This window comes from Apibacter muscae, assembly GCF_007845635.1.
Classification (GTDB): domain Bacteria; phylum Bacteroidota; class Bacteroidia; order Flavobacteriales; family Weeksellaceae; genus Apibacter; species Apibacter muscae.
Map to the genome: position 1 here is coordinate 333303 of NZ_SELG01000029.1, position 15433 is coordinate 348735.

A 15433-nucleotide genomic window follows, 5' to 3' on the forward strand; every position below is an offset into this window, starting at 1 on the left:
TAACAACTATAATTTTATATATTTGTTATTATGGAATATTCTAAAAAATATATTATATTTTTAGTTTTAATAATTAGCCATTTATCATTTGCTCAAGTTAATGAAAGTATATCAAATATTAATATAGATTCACTAAATAGAAAGCCTAAAGTAGGTTTAGTTTTAAGCGGTGGAGGAGCTAAAGGTTTTGCCCATATTGAAGTGTTAGAAGCCATCGAAAAAGCGGGTATAAAAATTGACTATATAAGTGGTACAAGCATGGGAGCAATAATTGGATCATTATATGCTGCTGGCTACTCTCCTAGTGAAATTAAAAATGCCATTGAAAGTGTTGATTTTACTGAATTATTTATTCAAAATAAACAAAGAGATTATATACCTTTGTTTAATAAATCTTATGGCGAAAAACATATTATTTCTTTACCTTTAAAAAATTTTAAACTTACTTTTCCCTCTGCTATTAGTGATGGCCAAGGCCCTTTACTTTTGTTAACTAAATTATTATACAATGTACACGATGTACATGATTATTCTCGCTTACCCATTCCTTTTTTATGTATTGCAACTGATTTAGAAACTGGAGAAGAAATACAAATGGAATCTGGTTTTTTACCCTTAAGTGTATTGGCGAGTGGGGCTTATCCATCCCTAATTGAACCTGTTAAAATCAATGGTAAAACTTTGGTTGATGGTGGAATTGTGAACAATTTTCCTGCGAAAGCATTAAAAGACAAAGGTATGGATATTGTTATTGGCGTAGATTTAGGTTCTGGCTTACAAAGTGCAAAAGAAATAAACTCTATTTTAAATATAATTAATCAAATTGTCAGTTATAGAATAAACTTAAAAACAGATTATGAAAGAGATTTTGTTGATCTTTTAATTAAACCTGATTTAAATGATTTTAGTGTTACAGATTTTGATAAAAAGGATTCTATTTTATCCAAAGGTAAAATAGTAGCTGAAAAATACTTTCCTCAACTAAAAAAAATTGCAGAATTACAAAATTATGATAGTTTATCAAGACCTAGAATTAATGAACTTCCTGAGGATAAATATTTATTTATAACTAATTTTTCCATTGAGGGTAATTCAGATGATGATTCTATTTTTATTAAAAGAAAAATTGGTTTACACATACCTATGAATTCATCAATAACTAAACTAAATCAAGGAGTGTCTAATTTATATTCTACAGGAAATTATAATCAGGTGTATTATAAAATTAAATATGACTCTACCAAAAATAGTCAGAAAATAACTCTACATTTAGATGAAAAAAGTAATAATTTTATAAAATTAGGCTTACACTACGACGATGTTTACAAAGCTTCATTTTTAACTAACATAACCTTAAATAAATTATTTTTAAAAAATTCAACTTTATCCTTAGATATAATTTTTAGTAATAATTTTAGAACAAATTTGAACTATTATATTGATAATGGTATAATGCCTAGTTTTGGTTTAAATACCAGTTACACCAATTTCAACTTTAACTATTCCGATATAAAAAACGATGAATATCCATTTGATCGCATTCGAAACTTCAATCAGCAAATTTATATACAATCAACACTAATGGAAAAGTATGCATTAGGTGCTGGGCTAGAATACAATTACATATATACTTTGCCATTTTATTTAAATAATATTGATTACAAAAAAGATGAAAATTATTTTTTTAACACATATTTATATTTAAAGGCAGATACCCAAGACAATGCAAATTTTCCATCAAGAGGTTTTAAATTAGACGTTTCTGCTAGATTCAATTTATTTTCAAATGCTGAAAAAGAGAGATTTACCATGCTGAAAGGCAACTTGAATTTTACAATTCCAATTACTAAGAGATTATTTATTGAAAACCAACTTTTTTTAGGAGTTTCATTTGAATCTCCATCACTTCAATATAAATATTATTTAGGTGGGTATTTTAAACAAGATTTTAATAATTTTAAAAGCTTTTTAGGACTACCCTTTGGTTATGTATTCAATGATCAAATTTTAACCTTATATTCTTCTTTAAACTATAGATTATTAAAAAACCATTATTTAAAAACTTATATAAACTTAGCTAATTTAGAAAATGATTTTGACAATATAAATTATTTTAAATATAAATATACAAGTTTTGGAATTGGCTACGGGTATGACAGTCCATTTGGTCCTATAAATCTTATGTACTCATATTCAGCCAATCAAAATAAAGGTGTATTAAGTGTAGGTTTAGGCTATTGGTTTTAAAATCCTAATTATGATAAATTATTTTTCAAATAATAACTTTAAACTAAAAAATAAACAAAAGATAAGAAATTGGCTTAATAAAGCTATTTCCATGGAAAATCATGTGGTAGGAAATATAAATTATATATTTTGTTCGGACGAACAACTTTTAGAAATTAACATTAAATACCTTGATCATGATTATTATACAGATATTATTACTTTTGATTACAAAGAGAACAATAGAGTTTCAGGAGACCTCTATTTATCCACAGATAGAATAATTGATAATGCTAAATTAAATAATATATCATTTGATGAGGAAATAATTAGAGTTCTAATTCATGGAATTCTTCATATCATTGGTTATAATGATAAATCACCCAATGAATCTAAATTAATGAGAGCAAAAGAAAACTTCTATATTAATTTATATAAAAATTGATTTAAAAAATTGTTTCACGTGGAACATATAAAAAAATATGATATTAGATAAATACGATGTAATAGTAGTAGGCGGTGGACATGCAGGATCCGAAGCTGCTGCTGCTTCAGCTAATTTAGGGTCTAAAACCTTATTAATTACTATGAATTTACAAACCATAGGGCAAATGTCTTGCAATCCTGCCATGGGTGGTATTGCCAAAGGACAAATTGTAAGGGAAATAGATGCATTAGGAGGTCTATCAGGAATAGTAACTGATAAGACCATGATTCAATTTAAAATGCTGAATCTTTCTAAAGGTCCTGCTATGTGGAGTCCAAGAGCACAATCTGATCGAATGAGATTTTCAGAAGAATGGAGATTACAACTTGAATCTATTCCAAATCTCGATTTTTTCCAAGATATGGTAACCAATATTATTACTGAAAAAAGTAAATTAATAGGAGTTAAAACTTATATGGGTGCAACCATATATACAAAATCACTTATATTAACTAATGGAACATTTTTAAATGGATTAATACATATAGGTGATAAACAATTTGGTGGAGGCAGAATGGGTGAAAAATCTGCATTTGGCATAACTGAAAATCTTGTTGAGTTAGGTTTTGAATCAGGAAGAATGAAAACGGGTACACCTCCAAGAGTTGATGGAAGAAGCATAGATTTTTCTAAAATGGAAGAACAAAAAGGCGATGAAAATCCATTAAAATTTTCCTATACAAAAACTTCAAAACTAATAAATCAAAGAAGCTGTTATATCACATACACCAATACTCAAGTACATGAAACGCTTAAAGAGGGATTTGAAAGATCTCCTCTTTTTAATGGAACTATAAAAAGCACGGGACCAAGATATTGTCCATCCATAGAGGATAAAATTAATAGATTTGCAGAAAGAGAAAGACACCAAATATTTGCTGAACCTGAAGGTTGGAAAACTATAGAATATTATATTAATGGTTTTAGTACCTCCTTGCCAGATGATATACAAATAAAAGCACTTCGTTTAATTCCTGGATTTGAAGAAGCTAAATTGTTTAGACCTGGTTACGCCATAGAATACGACTACTTCCCTCCTACTCAACTTAAAAATACTTTAGAAACAAAAATTATTGAACAATTATATTTTGCCGGACAAATAAATGGAACTACAGGTTATGAAGAAGCAGCTGCCCAAGGGCTAATAGCAGGTATAAATGCATCATTAAAAGTACAAAACAAAGATCCATTAATTTTAAGAAGAAATCAGGCTTATATAGGAGTTCTTATTGACGACCTTATTACTAAAGGCACTGAAGAACCATATAGAATGTTTACTTCAAGAGCTGAATATAGAATGAGCCTAAGACAAGACAATGCAGACGAAAGATTAACACCATTGGGACACTCCATCGGATTAGCATCTAATGAAAGAATTATATCTTTAGAGAAAAAATTAAAAGAAACTAATGAATTAATCCAATTTATTAAAACTACATCCATTCATAAAGAACAAACAAATCCTATTTTAGAATATAATAATTCTACCTTAATTAATCAAACTGTGAAAGCAGAAAGTATTTTATTAAGACCGAATATAAGATTAAAAGATCTTGAACAAATCCCTCAAATTGAAGATTTTATTAAGCAAAACAATTATTCAGAAGATGTTTTAGAACAAACCGAAATTAAAATAAAATATAAAGGTTATATAGATAAAGAATTAGAAAATGTAGAAAAATTAAATCGCTTAGAAAATATTAAAATTCCATCAAATTTTGATTACAACAAACTAAATAGTATATCTACAGAAGCTAAACAAAAATTTATAAAATTTAAACCTGAAACTATTGGTCAAGCAAACAGGATAAGTGGAGTTTCTCCTTCAGATATAAATATCTTATTAATTTACCTAGGAAGATAAAAAGCAAAATGTTCCACGTGGAACATTTTGTATTATATATATAACTATTACAATGAAAATTATTGATTACTTTTTAACTCACGAAACCTTTGAACTGATTAAAACTAACTATGATGGTGTTTTAAAAACTAATAATATTCCTATTGATCTGAATAAATACTATAATAGTGAAAAATATTTATCACATACAAAAAACAACACATTAAAATCAAAAGTATATCAATTCATACAAAAGTTAAATGAATATTATAAATTAAAAATTATTTCAAAATATAAGTCATCAGGGAAAATTTTAGATTATGGTTGTGGAGATGGTTCATTTCTAAAATTTTTGAAAAATAATGACTTTTCAATTCTTGGTTTAGAACCCAATACAAAAGCTTCAGAAATAGCTATATCAAAAATTGGTACAGACAATATAATAAATTCTTTAGATAGTATTGAAAAAAATTCATTAGATATAATTACACTCTGGCATGTGTTAGAACATATATCAAATCCTGAAGAAATTCTTAGTAAATTAAAAACAAAATTAAAAAAAGATGGTTATTTAATTATTGCTCTACCTAATCATAAATCTTATGATGCAAAATTCTATAAAGAAAGATGGGCTGCTTGGGATGTTCCTAGACATATTTTTCATTACTCAAAAGAAGGTGCAATTCAATTTTTCAATATAAACAATTTTAATGTATTACATACATATCCCCTACCCTTTGACAGTTTTTACATATCTTTAATTAGTGAAAGTTATTCAAAAAATCCTTTTGGTATTTTTAGATTTCCATTTATTGCATCATTATCAAATTTAAAAGGAATGATAAATGGAAATTTTTCTTCTGTAATTTATATATTAAGCGAAAAAAAATAAAATTGTATTGCCATGAGAATTACATATTTATGATGATGTATTAATGAATATATAAAACTCTAAGGAAACTAAGTTAAAAATAAAAAATATTATAATTAATATATTGAATATCACTGTATTAATTATAATATTTAACCCAAAATAAAATATAAAATTTTATTTCATATTTTCTAAATTATTAAAAAAAAGAAATTACACATCTACCTCTACAATAATTTTACCTGTATTTTTATTTTCCTCCATAAATTTTAATGCTTTAGGAGTTTCTCTCCATTTAAAAATTTTAGAAATTGGAATTTTAAATCTTGGATTAGTAATTATTTCAGGTAATAAAAATTCTATATCAGTTAATAAATTCTTTTTAACCGATATAGGCTGAGATCTAAGTGTTGATCCTACAATTTTTGTCTTTTTATTAATAAGGTACCTAAATCAAGATTAATTTCTTTACCGCTCATAATCCCTATTATTATAATTATGCCATCTTTATTTAGTACTTTCTGATCGAATTCAAAAGTATTTTTACCTACTGGATCAAGTACAAGATCAATACCTCTTTCATTTATTATTTTTTTACAGCTATTTCCTAATTCAGATAATAAAAATGTAATATCCGCACCTTGATCTCTTAAATAATCTAATTTTTCAGCACTTCTTGTAGTTGCAACTACATAACAACCACAATACTTAGCATATTGGATAGCTACAGAACCTACAGAACCTTTAGCTGAATGCAATAAAACCCTCTGCCCTTTTTGTATATTCCCAATGAGTTTTAAGTTTAATAAAACTGTACACCATGCCTCAGGAAGAGAAGCTGCTTGTATAAACGACAAAGAATCTGGAATATTTATAATTTCATCCTCACTTACGTAAATATACTCCGCATAGGCCCCACCAGACACTAGTCTCATTACTCGATCACCACTTTGGAAAATACATCCTTTAAAAGAATTTATAACTACTCCCGAAAATTCCATTCCCAGAATAGATGTAATACCTTCAGGAGATGGATAATTCCCATATATTTGACCTAAATCTGCTCTGTTTAATCCAAAAGCTTTAATTTTGATTAATATCTTATCTATAAAAATAGATAGATTCCGTAAGTATATCTTGATCTCTTTTTTCAAGTAAATTATTGTCTGCTAACCAAAATTTCATAATAATTTTTATTTAAAGATACTTATTTTACCACCAAAGAACACCTAATTTAGTAAAGGGTAACATAATTAATAGTATGAATATCATAAAACATAAATAATTAAAATCTTCACCTTCAAATTTATATTCTCTAATTTCATTTTTATTCTTAGCTAAAATAGCTATAAGTATGATATACAATGAAAAACAAATATTTGAAAACCAACGTAAGGCATCAGATCCAAGGAAAAACATTATAAAAGTAAATGGTATTGGAATAAAAATAAATTTATAATATAACTTATTAATATTTAATATTTTAAAAAAAATTTTTATAATATAGATGAAAGTAAATAAATTAATAAAACCTAAAAACCAAAACTTTACATGGGTAAAATTTAAAACCATTGAATTGTAAATCTGACTATATAAACTATCTGTAATTACAGTATTTTCAATATAAACTTCACCTGAAGACTTATTAATAAGATAATTTTTAAATATTTCAAAATCAACTTCTAATTTACCAAAATATATATTAAAAAAAATAGAAGCAATAGATGTAATACAAAAAAATAAAAATACTTTATTAATCTTCATATCATTTATTATAAACCAACATATAAAATATGTAGGAAGCCATAATAATAAAAATCCTTCATGAATAAATAAAACTATTGGAGATAAAATAAAAAGTATATGAATTATTTTTTGGCTAAATGGTAATAAGAATAACAGGCAATATAAAATTCCTAAAATATCTAATCTACCCAAATCATACCATAAGTTCTTCAATAAGGAAGGAGATATTAATAATAAACAGATTAAGAAATAACTTAAGAATTTATTTTTAAAATTTATTTCATCAATAATTTTAACAAAAAGAATACCCAGTATAATAATGAGTAATGTCGCTATTCCTACGAATACTTGTTCAGTAATAGATATTGGCAAAATATTTAATATCTGCCCTAGTAAACCTCTTTTTATAAAGCCAAAACTATAATCATATAAGAAGTACTGATAGTTAAATTTTAAACTAATATGATTATCATATAAAATGAATATGTAATAAGATAACCCAAAAAAAAGTATCAAGAAATATTCCGGATTATTAATCTTAAATATATTTTTCATTTCTAAATATAAATAAAAAAATAAAAGCTTAATATTAAAATAATAAGCTTTTATATCATTTTAAAAAAATATGAAATTAATTTTCTAAAATAGCTGCTACACCAGGTAATTCTTTACCTTCTAAAGATTCTAGCATGGCTCCACCACCGGTTGATACATAACTTACTTTATTAGTATAGTTATTTTGTTTAACAAAGGCAACACTATCTCCACCTCCAACTAATGAAAAAGCACCTCCTTTAGTAGCTTCACCAATAGCATCGCCCATTGCCTTAGTTCCAACAGCAAAATTAGGCATTTCGAAAACTCCCAATGGACCGTTCCATAAAATAGTTTTTGAATTTAATATAACTTCAGAGAAAGTCTTTATGGTTTTAGGACCAATATCTAATCCCTCCCATCCATCAGGGATTTCTTTTGTATCAACCACTTTACGATTAGCATCATTAGAAAAATTATCTGCTACTACTGAATCTTCAGGGATGTAAACTTTAACATTGTTTTCAGCTGCCTTTCTTAATATTTCTAAGGCCAAATCTAATTTATCATCCTCGCAGATAGATATTCCTATATTTCCACCATTTGCTTTTACAAAAGTATAGGTCATACCACCTCCAATAATAAGATTATCAACTACAGGAAGAATATTTTCAATAATCGTAATTTTTGAAGAAACTTTAGATCCACCTAAGATTGCAGTAACAGGTTTTTCTCCCGTTTTAAGTACTTTTTGTATAGCTTCAAGTTCTTTAGCCATTAAAAGACCAAAGCATTTATTATTAGGAAAAAATTGAGCTATCACTGCTGTTGATGCATGAGCTCTGTGAGCAGTACCAAAGGCATCATTTACATAAATATCTCCTAATTTTGCTAACTGCTTTGCAAAGTTAACATCTCCTTGTTCTTCTTCTTTATGAAATCTTAGATTCTCTAATAAAAGTACTTCTCCAGATTTTAATTCTGAAACAGCTTTCTCAGCTTTATCGCCAACACATTCATCCACAAATTTAACCGAACAACCTAATACATTAGATACTTCATCAACTATAAATTTCAAAGAATATTTTTCAGAAGCTTCCCCTTTAGGTCTACCCAAATGTGTCATTAAAATTGCGGATCCTCCATCTTTTAAAACTTTATCAATCGTATCTTTAGCAGAAACTATTCTCGTATTATCAGTAACTTTTAAATTATCATCTTGAGGGACATTAAAATCAACTCTTATCAATGCTTTTTTTCCATTGAAATTAAAATCATTAACTGTCTTCATAATTTATTGCTTGTTTATTTAATACAAAGATACCTTCATTAAAAATAAAATTGAAATTTTTTCAATCTTAATTTTATCCACATTTAATTATATATTCTTCTTCTTTTTTAATTAATAAATAGAGAAAATAATAATAGTTGTAATAATAGGGCTGTTGATATGTGGATAACTTATAAAATATTAGTTATAAAGATTTATTTTATTGTTATTAACAATTACTAATTGAATTAAAATTTTGATTTTAAGTAAATTAAAAGGTTATTAACAAATATAAATATAATATTAATAACTTAAAATGGATAAACAATTATGTTAATAATGGGTTACATCTATAAAAATAAATGATGAGTAAATTTCTAAAATAAAATTTGTGCAGTTTTAAAAAAATTTTAATTCAAAATCTTTTAGTTATAACAAAATTTATTTTTATAAAATTTTAAACAAAGATAAATTATAATTGTTAATTACTTATTAAGATTCATTATATCAGTGAATTAATATTTTAATTAAATATTAATTCCTTGATATTGTTAATGATAGGATATATTAGAAGAGCTGCTTATGCTTCAATTTATTAACAAGATTGTAGTAGCACATATAACTAATGGTTTCTCCCCTTTTCATTAGGATATAAGTTTGGTAGAGAATTACTTTGCCAAAATTCTTTATTATTTATATTTAAAATAGATAATTTTCCATTAAAAGCTGCGCCCGTGTCTATATTCCAAATGTTAGCTTTTTGAGTAGGAATAGTTGAGCAAATATGTGTGGTTGGTGTGTGTCCTATGTATATTTCATTATACAACTTAAATCTTTTAGGATAAAGATCAGAATCTTTATTAATATTGGTATTTAAAGCTACTGCTGTTTCCCATAAAGTTCTATCCCAATAGAACGATTCATTATAACGCTCAAAATCAACACCTCTCATATGTGTAAAACCAGCATGTAAAAATAAACGATTATCATGATCCAAATAATAGGACTCAAGTTCCTCTAAAAACTGTATATGCTTAAAAATAGTTTTTTTTAAGATCTTTTCATAACTATTAACAGTAGCTGAACCACCATGAATTAACCAAGTCGGGTCTAAATCTCCATGCTTTAAATAGTTCAATAAATAAACATCATGATTTCCTCTAATAAAAATACATGAATTTGTATGTTTTAGATTAATTAAAAAGTCTAAAACTTGAGGAGATTCACTCCATCCATCCACATAGTCACCTAAAAAAATTAGCTGATCATTGTTAGATACATTAGCTATTTTAAAAACTTGAGTTAATGCTTTAAAACCACCGTGTATATCTCCCACTACTAAAATTCTTTCCATAGATATTAAAGTTACAAATTAATTATTATATGTATTATTAATAAATAATGCTATGTTAGTACCTTTGTTAAATTTACAATTTTAAAAGGTTATGGAATTGAATCCATTATTAGAAAAATATATAGAAGAAAATAGTGAACAAGAAAATTCTATATTAAGACAAATACGAAAGGAAACACATTTAAAAACTACCCAACCACATATGCTATCCGGTGTATTACAAGGAAGAATTTTAAGTATGATTTCAAAAATGATAAATCCTAAATTTATATTAGAAATAGGAACTTTTACAGGATATTCAACTCTTTGTTTAGCAGAAGGCTTATCTTCATCTGGTAAAATATTAACACTGGACAAAAATTTGGAAACCGCTTACATTCCTAAAAAATATTTTGAAATTTCTGAATTTAAAGATCAAATAGAATTTAAAATTGAAAATGCACTTATATATATTCCAAAAATAATTGAAACTATTGATTTAGTGTTTTTAGATGCTGATAAAGAAAACTATTCCAATTATTTAGATCTAGTTAAACCAAAACTTAAAAAAGGAGGAATTATACTAGCTGATAACATTTTATGGAAAGGAAAAGTGATAGACCATAAAGGAGATAAAAAAACTGAAATAATAAAGGATTTTAATAATAAAGTTAATACTGATAAAGAATTAGAAGTTGTAATTTTACCCATAAGGGACGGTTTAAGCATTATAAGAAAAAAATAGAAAAAACTTATGAATAAATCTGTAGTACAGGTTAGTGTAGCACCAGTTAGAAAAGAACCTTCAGACGCTGCTGAAATGGTTACTCAACTTTTGTTTGGTGAATTGTGTGAAGTACTAGATACGAATAAGCAATGGAATAAAATTAAAGTAGAATATGATAATTATGAAGGTTGGGTAGACTCAAAACAAATCTTAAATTTAGAATTAGATAAATTCTCACTTTTTTCTCAAAAGACATCCTATATAATAGAACCCTTTAATCTTTTAATTTATAAAAATCAACCTTTTCCTGTAACTATAGGAGCAGAAATACATCATTTAAGCGAGAATAATATTTTCGAATTATCCCCTAACCATAAATTTATAGTTGAAGAAAATCTTAATAATCAAAAATTAGATAAAAATAAATTATTAGAAATTGCCTTTAAATATATAAATACTCCCTATTTATGGGGAGGAAAATCACCTTATGGAATTGATTGTAGTGGTCTTACCCAAATGGTTTACAAAATTGCAGGTTATCAATTGCCAAGAGATGCTTATCAACAAGCAGAAGTTGGTCAAGTACTAAGTTTTATAGAAGAGTCTGAACCTGGAGATTTAGCTTTTTTTGAAAATGAGGAGGGAAAAATTGTTCATGTAGGAATTATTCTTCCAAGTCAAAAAATTTTACATGCACATGGAAGAGTTAGAATAGATAGCCTAGATTATACCGGAATTTTTAATTTAGATTTAAATAGATATACCCATCAATTAAGATTAATGAGAAGAATTATATAAAAAATTAACGAGAAAATTCAACAACCTCTAAGTCCCTAACATCTTCACCATCAATGAGAAAACGAAGCATTGTTCGTACTTTATGAAAACCATAAATTCCTATGGCTCCAGGATTCATATGAAGAAGATTAAATTTTTTATCATTCATAACTTTTAAAATGTGAGAATGTCCACAAATAAAAAGTTTAGGAGGGTTCTCTTTAATCTGATCTTTTACCACAGGTGCATATTTTCCTGGATATCCACCAATATGAGTCATCCAAACATCTATAGATTCACACATAAATCTATGATTTAATGGAAATTCTTTTCTTATTTCAGAGCCATCTATATTTCCGTAAACTGCTTTAAAAGACAAACTAACTTTTTTTAAAGCATCAGAAACATTAACGTCTCCAATATCACCAGCGTGCCATACCTCATCCGCTTGTGAAGCGTAATCTAAAATTTTATCATCAATGTAAGAATGAGTATCAGAAAGTAATAAGATTTTTCTCACTATTTTTGTTTCAAAAATACGATAGAATTGCGATATTTTATAGAATTTTCATACGACGGCACGAATTATTTTGGATATCAAAAACAGCCCAATCAAATTACGGTTCAAGAAGTCTTAGAAGATAGATTAAGTAAAATTTTGAGAACTGAGATTAAAACTGTTGGTGCAGGTCGGACAGATACAGGAGTTCATGCAAGTAAAATGTTTGCGCATTTTGATTATGCAGATGATTTAACGGAGAAATTTATTGATAAAATGAATTCATTTTTACCTCAGGATATACTAATAAAAAAATTCATAAAAGTTGCAGAAAATGCTCATGCAAGGTTTGACGCAGTAAAAAGAACTTATAAATACTCAATTACAACAACTAAAAACCCATTTAAAAGAGAATTTCACGCACAATACTTGAATTATAATTTAGATTTAATAAAAATGAATAATGCTGCTAAAATCTTATTTAAATATTTAGATTTCACCAGTTTTTCTAAATTACATGCAGACAATAAAACCAATGATTGTGTAGTTAAACAAGCAAAATGGGAAGAAAAAAATGATGAATTCATTTTTACAATTTCTGCCAATCGTTTTTTAAGGAATATGGTAAGAGCAATCGTAGGAACATTAATTGATGTAGGAAGAGGAAAAATTAGCGAACAAGAATTTGAATTAATTATTCAGAAAAAAAATAGAAGCTTTGCTTCAACGTCAGCACCTGCCAAAGGCTTAATTCTAATAGATATAGAATATCCTCCAGAAATTTTTAAATAATAAATGTATAAAAATGGAATTTATAACCAGTTTTTTTAATCAATATCATACCCAAATTATTGCTACAATAATTACGTTAGTAGTCATTTTTTTAATTAAATTAATTGTAAATCGTATAATAAAAAAATATAGTGCGCATGCCAATATTAAGGAAATAAGAATTAAAATAATTATAAAATACTTTAACGTACTAATAAACATTATAGGGTTTGTGCTACTAATTACCATATGGGGGGTTACCCCTCAATGGCTATTCGCTTCGTTTGCTTCATTTTTCGCTATAGTTGGGGTAGCCTTTTTCGCACAATGGTCAATACTTAGTAATGTTACCGCAGGATTTATAATATATTTTACTTCTCCTTTTAAAATTGGGGATACCATAAAAATTTTAGATAAAGATATGGGCATAGAAGCAAAAGTAGAAGATATAAAAGCCTTTTATGTAATATTACTTTCTAAAGAAGGTTTACCCATTATGATACCCAATAATTTAATATTACAAAAAGCAATCTATACAATTAGTAGAGAAGAATAAGTAAAAAAAATATAAATGCTATTTTATAAAGATAAAGGAAAAGGAAAGTCAATAGTTTTATTACACGGATTTTTAGAGAATTTAAAAATGTGGGAACACTTCCAAGAAAAACTTTCTAAAAATTACAGAGTAATAACCATTGATCTTCCTGGACATGGCAAATCTTCTGATTTATCTGAAGAGATATATACAATGGAATATATGGCAGAAAAAGTTAATGAAGTATTGGAATTTTTAAAGATTGATAATTTTACTATAATAGGACATTCAATGGGAGGATATGTTGCACTTGCGTTGGTTGATTTGTATAAAAGTAAAATAGATGGTTTGGGACTTTTCTACTCTACTACTCTACCAGATGATGAGGAAAAAAAAGAACAAAGATTAAGAGCTGCTGAGTTAGCAATTAAAAATCCAAAAGATTTTTTTTCTCTTGCTATACCTAACCTCTTTGCTGATAGTAATTCAATTAAATCTAAAATCTATATTGAAATAGCTACTTCTTGGGCAAATGAGACCACTTTAAAAGGTATCTCCGCTTCATTAAAAGGAATGCGGTTAAGGGAAAACAGAACAAATATTATAAAAGAATTCCATAAACCCGTTTTTATTTTGTTGGGAACGTACGATAAAGCCATAATAAATATAGATTTAAAAAATAATTTAGAAGGATTAGATCACATAAGTTTTTATGAATTACCTACGGGACATATGGGCTCATTAGAGGCACCCAATGAAAGTTTAGAAATAATAGAAACTTGGTTGAAAACTAAGTTTTAAATTAATCAAATTATAAATTAAGTATTATTCTTATTGATTAATAATAACTTATTTTAAGTTAATTCATGAATCTCAAATTGCAAAACTGGAAAATTATTTCTGTAATTTTTGAGAAAATCTTTTCAGATAAATTTTAGGGAAGCAAGATCAATCTAAAATTCATTTAAATTAAGGATAACTAAATTATGAGTTAAGTTTTTTTTAATAATATAAAAAGTAGATTAAAAATTACTTTTCAAGTAAGTAAAATAGTACGTATAAGGTTTATATTATTTAAAATGTATATGGCATAAATATTTTATATCTGAAAATGATTAGCAAAATCATACATTTTTGATTAAAAACTTATTAATCGATATGATAATATGGATAAGTCTTTTAAAATTAAATAGTTAAAACAATTCAAAATCTAAAAAAATATTAAAAATATATTTTTTTAGATAAAAATTGATAGAATAAATTTAAATTTTATAACAATATATCATTAATGGAATAATTTTTGATATATAATTAAAAATTGTATAATCAGTAATATTAAATTATGAAAAAAATTAAGACATTACTTGCATCCTTAGCTATTGTTGGAATGTTAGCCTCTACGACTATCTCATGTAAATCAGGACCAAAGGATCAAGATATTAAAACTCAAATTTCTAATATCTTACCGGAAAATATATCAATAGATGTTAATAAAGGCGTTGCGACACTTTCAGGAGAATTTAAAGATGATCAATCAAAGCAAGAAACTTTAAAAGCAATTAATGCTATACCAGGAGTTAAAAGTGTTGTTGACAATGCAACAGTTAAGTCTGTAGAAATATCAGCAGATGCTACACTAAGAACCAATGTAGATCAAATATTAAAAAATTATCCAGGCGTGACAGCTACTATCAATGACGGAGTTGTTACCCTAACCGGAGAATTTAAAAAAACGGAATTGCCTAAGTTATTGCAAGCGGTAAATTCTCTAAAGCCAAAAAAAGTTGAAAATCAATTAACCTTAAAATAAGATC

General features: G+C 26.4%; 16 protein-coding genes. 10 read left to right on the top strand and 6 right to left on the bottom strand.

What is annotated here, in order from left to right; translation table 11 throughout:
* Window positions 1–30 precede the first annotated feature (30 nt).
* The 4 genes from ETU08_RS03595 to ETU08_RS03610 are packed head-to-tail and all read left to right on the top strand — an operon-like array spanning window position 31 to window position 5448.
* Entirely contained in the window at window positions 31–2247 is a 2217-nt protein-coding gene (locus tag ETU08_RS03595) for a patatin-like phospholipase family protein (RefSeq protein WP_146261643.1), read from the top strand.
* Between the two features lie 10 nt (window positions 2248–2257).
* Window positions 2258–2671: an rRNA maturation RNase YbeY gene (gene ybeY, locus ETU08_RS03600; RefSeq protein WP_146261644.1), complete on the top strand. Its 414-nt coding sequence runs from the start codon at window positions 2258–2260 to the stop codon at window positions 2669–2671.
* 37 nt (window positions 2672–2708) lie between these two features.
* Entirely contained in the window at window positions 2709–4577 is a 1869-nt protein-coding gene (mnmG, locus tag ETU08_RS03605) for a tRNA uridine-5-carboxymethylaminomethyl(34) synthesis enzyme MnmG (protein WP_146261645.1), read from the top strand.
* 52 nt (window positions 4578–4629) lie between these two features.
* Complete coding sequence (locus ETU08_RS03610; protein WP_146261646.1) at window positions 4630–5448, top strand: class I SAM-dependent methyltransferase; 819 nt, start codon at window positions 4630–4632, stop codon at window positions 5446–5448.
* A gap of 192 nt (window positions 5449–5640) precedes the next feature.
* Here ETU08_RS03610 and ETU08_RS12090 read toward each other — a convergent pair whose 3' ends face one another.
* The 5 genes from ETU08_RS12090 to ETU08_RS03630 all read right to left on the bottom strand — a co-directional run bounded on the left by ETU08_RS12090 (window position 5641) and on the right by ETU08_RS03630 (window position 10331).
* Window positions 5641–5868 (bottom strand): zinc-binding dehydrogenase, encoded by a 228-nt coding sequence (locus tag ETU08_RS12090; protein WP_375762807.1) that lies wholly within the window; start codon window positions 5866–5868, stop codon window positions 5641–5643.
* On the bottom strand, window positions 5844–6581 hold the full coding sequence (locus ETU08_RS03615; protein WP_146261647.1) for a zinc-binding dehydrogenase: 738 nt from the start codon (window positions 6579–6581) through the stop codon (window positions 5844–5846). Before ETU08_RS03615 ends, ETU08_RS12090 begins: the two co-directional genes overlap by 25 nt.
* A gap of 58 nt (window positions 6582–6639) precedes the next feature.
* Window positions 6640–7728 carry a hypothetical protein gene (locus ETU08_RS03620; RefSeq protein WP_146261648.1) on the bottom strand — a complete coding sequence of 363 codons (1089 nt, stop codon included), beginning with the start codon at window positions 7726–7728 and terminating at the stop codon, window positions 6640–6642.
* Window positions 7729–7804: 76 nt separating this feature from the next.
* Window positions 7805–8998, bottom strand: coding sequence for a phosphoglycerate kinase (locus ETU08_RS03625; RefSeq protein WP_146261649.1), 1194 nt, complete (start codon window positions 8996–8998; stop codon window positions 7805–7807).
* Window positions 8999–9599: 601 nt separating this feature from the next.
* Window positions 9600–10331 (bottom strand): metallophosphoesterase, encoded by a 732-nt coding sequence (locus tag ETU08_RS03630; RefSeq protein ID WP_146261650.1) that lies wholly within the window; start codon window positions 10329–10331, stop codon window positions 9600–9602.
* Between the two features lie 91 nt (window positions 10332–10422).
* On the opposite strand from ETU08_RS03630, the gene ETU08_RS03635 reads away from it, so the two are divergent.
* Both ETU08_RS03635 and ETU08_RS03640 read left to right on the top strand, forming a co-directional pair.
* A complete protein-coding gene (locus tag ETU08_RS03635; RefSeq protein ID WP_146261651.1) occupies window positions 10423–11055 on the top strand; it encodes an O-methyltransferase in 633 nt (210 codons plus the stop codon).
* Between the two features lie 9 nt (window positions 11056–11064).
* A complete protein-coding gene (locus ETU08_RS03640; protein ID WP_146261652.1) occupies window positions 11065–11835 on the top strand; it encodes a C40 family peptidase in 771 nt (256 codons plus the stop codon).
* 4 nt (window positions 11836–11839) lie between these two features.
* On the opposite strand, the gene ETU08_RS03645 is transcribed toward ETU08_RS03640, so the two are convergent.
* Window positions 11840–12334 (bottom strand): metallophosphoesterase family protein, encoded by a 495-nt coding sequence (locus tag ETU08_RS03645; protein WP_146261653.1) that lies wholly within the window; start codon window positions 12332–12334, stop codon window positions 11840–11842.
* A 27-nt stretch (window positions 12335–12361) separates the two neighbouring features.
* Between ETU08_RS03645 and truA the strand changes: the two genes are divergently transcribed.
* The 4 genes from truA (at window position 12362) to ETU08_RS03665 (ending at window position 15429) form a co-directional block, all read left to right on the top strand.
* Window positions 12362–13105 carry a tRNA pseudouridine(38-40) synthase TruA gene (truA, locus tag ETU08_RS03650; protein WP_146261654.1) on the top strand — a complete coding sequence of 248 codons (744 nt, stop codon included), beginning with the start codon at window positions 12362–12364 and terminating at the stop codon, window positions 13103–13105.
* Window positions 13106–13118: 13 nt separating this feature from the next.
* Window positions 13119–13640, top strand: a complete 522-nt coding sequence (locus ETU08_RS03655) for a mechanosensitive ion channel family protein (protein WP_146261655.1) — start codon at window positions 13119–13121, stop codon at window positions 13638–13640.
* Between the two features lie 15 nt (window positions 13641–13655).
* Window positions 13656–14420 carry an alpha/beta fold hydrolase gene (locus ETU08_RS03660; protein WP_146261656.1) on the top strand — a complete coding sequence of 255 codons (765 nt, stop codon included), beginning with the start codon at window positions 13656–13658 and terminating at the stop codon, window positions 14418–14420.
* Window positions 14421–14961: 541 nt separating this feature from the next.
* Window positions 14962–15429, top strand: coding sequence for a BON domain-containing protein (locus ETU08_RS03665; RefSeq protein WP_146261657.1), 468 nt, complete (start codon window positions 14962–14964; stop codon window positions 15427–15429).
* Window positions 15430–15433 lie beyond the last annotated feature (4 nt).

Coding starts and splice junctions, on each gene's coding strand:
- ETU08_RS03595 (WP_146261643.1), top strand. CDS start 31: ATGGAATATTCTAAAAAATATATTATATTTTTAGTTTTAATAATTAGC.
- ybeY (WP_146261644.1), top strand. CDS start 2,258: ATGATAAATTATTTTTCAAATAATAACTTTAAACTAAAAAATAAACAA.
- mnmG (WP_146261645.1), top strand. CDS start 2,709: ATGATATTAGATAAATACGATGTAATAGTAGTAGGCGGTGGACATGCA.
- ETU08_RS03610 (WP_146261646.1), top strand. CDS start 4,630: ATGAAAATTATTGATTACTTTTTAACTCACGAAACCTTTGAACTGATT.
- ETU08_RS03620 (WP_146261648.1), bottom strand. CDS start 7,728: ATGAAAAATATATTTAAGATTAATAATCCGGAATATTTCTTGATACTT.
- ETU08_RS03625 (WP_146261649.1), bottom strand. CDS start 8,998: ATGAAGACAGTTAATGATTTTAATTTCAATGGAAAAAAAGCATTGATA.
- ETU08_RS03630 (WP_146261650.1), bottom strand. CDS start 10,331: ATGGAAAGAATTTTAGTAGTGGGAGATATACACGGTGGTTTTAAAGCA.
- ETU08_RS03635 (WP_146261651.1), top strand. CDS start 10,423: ATGGAATTGAATCCATTATTAGAAAAATATATAGAAGAAAATAGTGAA.
- ETU08_RS03640 (WP_146261652.1), top strand. CDS start 11,065: ATGAATAAATCTGTAGTACAGGTTAGTGTAGCACCAGTTAGAAAAGAA.
- ETU08_RS03655 (WP_146261655.1), top strand. CDS start 13,119: ATGGAATTTATAACCAGTTTTTTTAATCAATATCATACCCAAATTATT.
- ETU08_RS03660 (WP_146261656.1), top strand. CDS start 13,656: ATGCTATTTTATAAAGATAAAGGAAAAGGAAAGTCAATAGTTTTATTA.
- ETU08_RS03665 (WP_146261657.1), top strand. CDS start 14,962: ATGAAAAAAATTAAGACATTACTTGCATCCTTAGCTATTGTTGGAATG.